We start from the raw sequence: 2328 nt of genomic DNA, 5'->3' as shown, positions 1-2328 counted from the left end.
ATGCCACCGGTAACGTATTACTGGCAAGCCAGGTGGATATTGGCAGCGACAATGAAAAAATGGCCGGGGGTTATGGTGCAGGCTCTCTGGGCGGTGACCAGGGCGGCTATCGGACGTCTGCCGAGACCTCGGTAACCGCACCGGAAGAAGGCTCTGCCGGTGCTGGACAGTCCGCGGCATCGGATACCAGCCTGGCGATGGCGCTGAATTTTGCTATAAACGACAGTGATGCAGTTGCTGAAGTGGGTGAGTCAACCCGGATCAAGGCGGCCAATCTCGGTGTGATTGCCGGTCAATATATGCCCATCGTCAGCACCTATGACAAATGGGATACCATTGCCGATGTGCTCGGTAAATTTAACGGCATTGGTGGTTTACAAAACAATTTGCTGACCACCTTCGCCAATGCCGGTGCGGCGGCTGATAAGGAAGCCTATGGTGGATCACTCAATGTGGTCTGGAACGATATGGACACCAAGGCGTGGATTGGTGATAACGCCGGGGTGACCACCACGGGAACGGGCAGCTGGAACGCCAGCCGTGAGCTTAAAGCCAATAGCAGAGTCACCAGCCTTCTGGGTGACTACAGTGTCTTTAAAGACATCAATTATAACTTCAGCTTTGATAACGCCGTAGAAGTCAGTGCCTATAACCTGATGGAAACGGCCAACCTGGCCGGGAATATCGGTTCATTGGGTATTCTGCCCAATGGCAATGGTACCAACAAACAGGGTAAAGCTGTTGGCGCTTCCATCACCTACGTTCAACAAAGCGGTCAGGCGGTGGCCGGTATCGGTAAAGCAACCGTAACCGCTACCGGTGATGTTGATATTTACGCTGAAACCGATGAACGGCACATTCTGGTAACGCCATCATCCGGCCTGGGCAAAGGGCTTGGCTTTAACGGGGTTCTGGGTTTTCTGAACTCTGAAGTGCTGACCCATGCATCCCTTCATAACGATGCCCAGCTCAGTACCGGTGACCTGGTGATCGTCGCTGACCATGAATTTGGCAACTGGGCGGCAGCCGGTGCGGTTAATTGGTCCGATGAGTCGGCGGTGGGGATTGCCATCGCCGCTAACGTGTCACAGGGCGATACCAAAGCATTTATTGGTGATAACAGCGGTGACTATGGCAAGGTCAAGTTTCAGGACGGTAGCAACAATAATACCACCAAACCGCAGCCTACCTCACCGTCCGCGCCTACGCCCACCAAAGGCATTATTGCCAACAGCGTATCTGTCCGTGGTCGTTCAAGTGGTACCAACGGTTCCATTGCGGTTGCCGGTGCATTAACCACAGAGCCAACCAATGAGCCGGGCATCGGACAGAAGTTTGAGAACTGGTATAACGGTCTGTCCTCCAAGGTGGCGGCGAACTATACCGGGGCCAACAGCAGTAATGGCGACTCATCCATTGGACAGTCTGCCAACAATGGCGCGAATGATGACAGCAATGCCAACAGTGGCCAGAGCAGCGCCGAAGTGTCCTCGGCACAAACCGGCTTAACCGGTGCCGGCAGTTTTACGGTATCCGTCAACAATATCGATGCCAAGGCGATGATTGATGGGGCATCCATCAGTGGTCATGCCAACGGAAACAGCTATAACGATGTGGATGTAGAAGTACAGGCGCTGGAAAAAGTCATCTCTGCCAGTGCCTCCGGTTCTGCAGCGCTCTCTATGCTGGGAACCCAGTCGCCCGCTAACCAGAATACCGTTGCCGGTGCCATCGCCTATCAGATCAGCTTCAACGATGCCCTGGCCTGGATCAAAAACACCACCATCAACTATGCCGATGATGTGGCGGTTCAGGCACTGCACGGCGGCGAGTTAACCTCCGTTGCCCTGTCACTGTCTGTCACCCGCCCGGCGGGCAATTCCCAGCTGACCCGCAACGGCGCTCTTTCGATTTCCGGCGCCCAGATATACGACGGTACCTCGGCCAGAATCGAAGGCTCGTCAATCAGCTCGAATAATGGCGCGGATAATGATCTGGAAGTGTCTGCCTACAACAACAGTTATGTGGGCGTCGGTGGTGGCACGCTGTACGGCGGTGGTAAACAGGGGGGAGGTCTGGCCATTACCTTTGCCGAAATCAATGACCCTTCAGCCATAGTGGGCGATGCCAATCCCGATGGCAATAACTCCCTCAGTTCCGCCTACGATGAGGATGTCTATACCGGAAAAGCGACAGAAGCAATCATCGATTTCAGTGGCAGCAGCCGTTCTACTATTACCAATTTTGACCAGATTGATGTCAGTGCCCGCAGCCTCAACCGGATCGGTATTGGTGCGGCTGGTGTCGCCTACAACCATAACCTTGAGG

Annotated in this window: 1 protein-coding gene; it reads left to right on the top strand. The window is 54.3% G+C overall.

The features are described 5' to 3' along the window. On the top strand, window positions 1–2328 hold a 2328-nt coding region (locus KDK14_RS18325; protein ID WP_257266641.1), incomplete at both ends, for a hypothetical protein.

The organism is Endozoicomonas sp. ONNA2 (assembly GCF_024606365.1).
GTDB lineage: Bacteria > Pseudomonadota > Gammaproteobacteria > Pseudomonadales > Endozoicomonadaceae > Endozoicomonas.
This window is presented reverse-complemented; position numbering and strand designations above follow the sequence as displayed.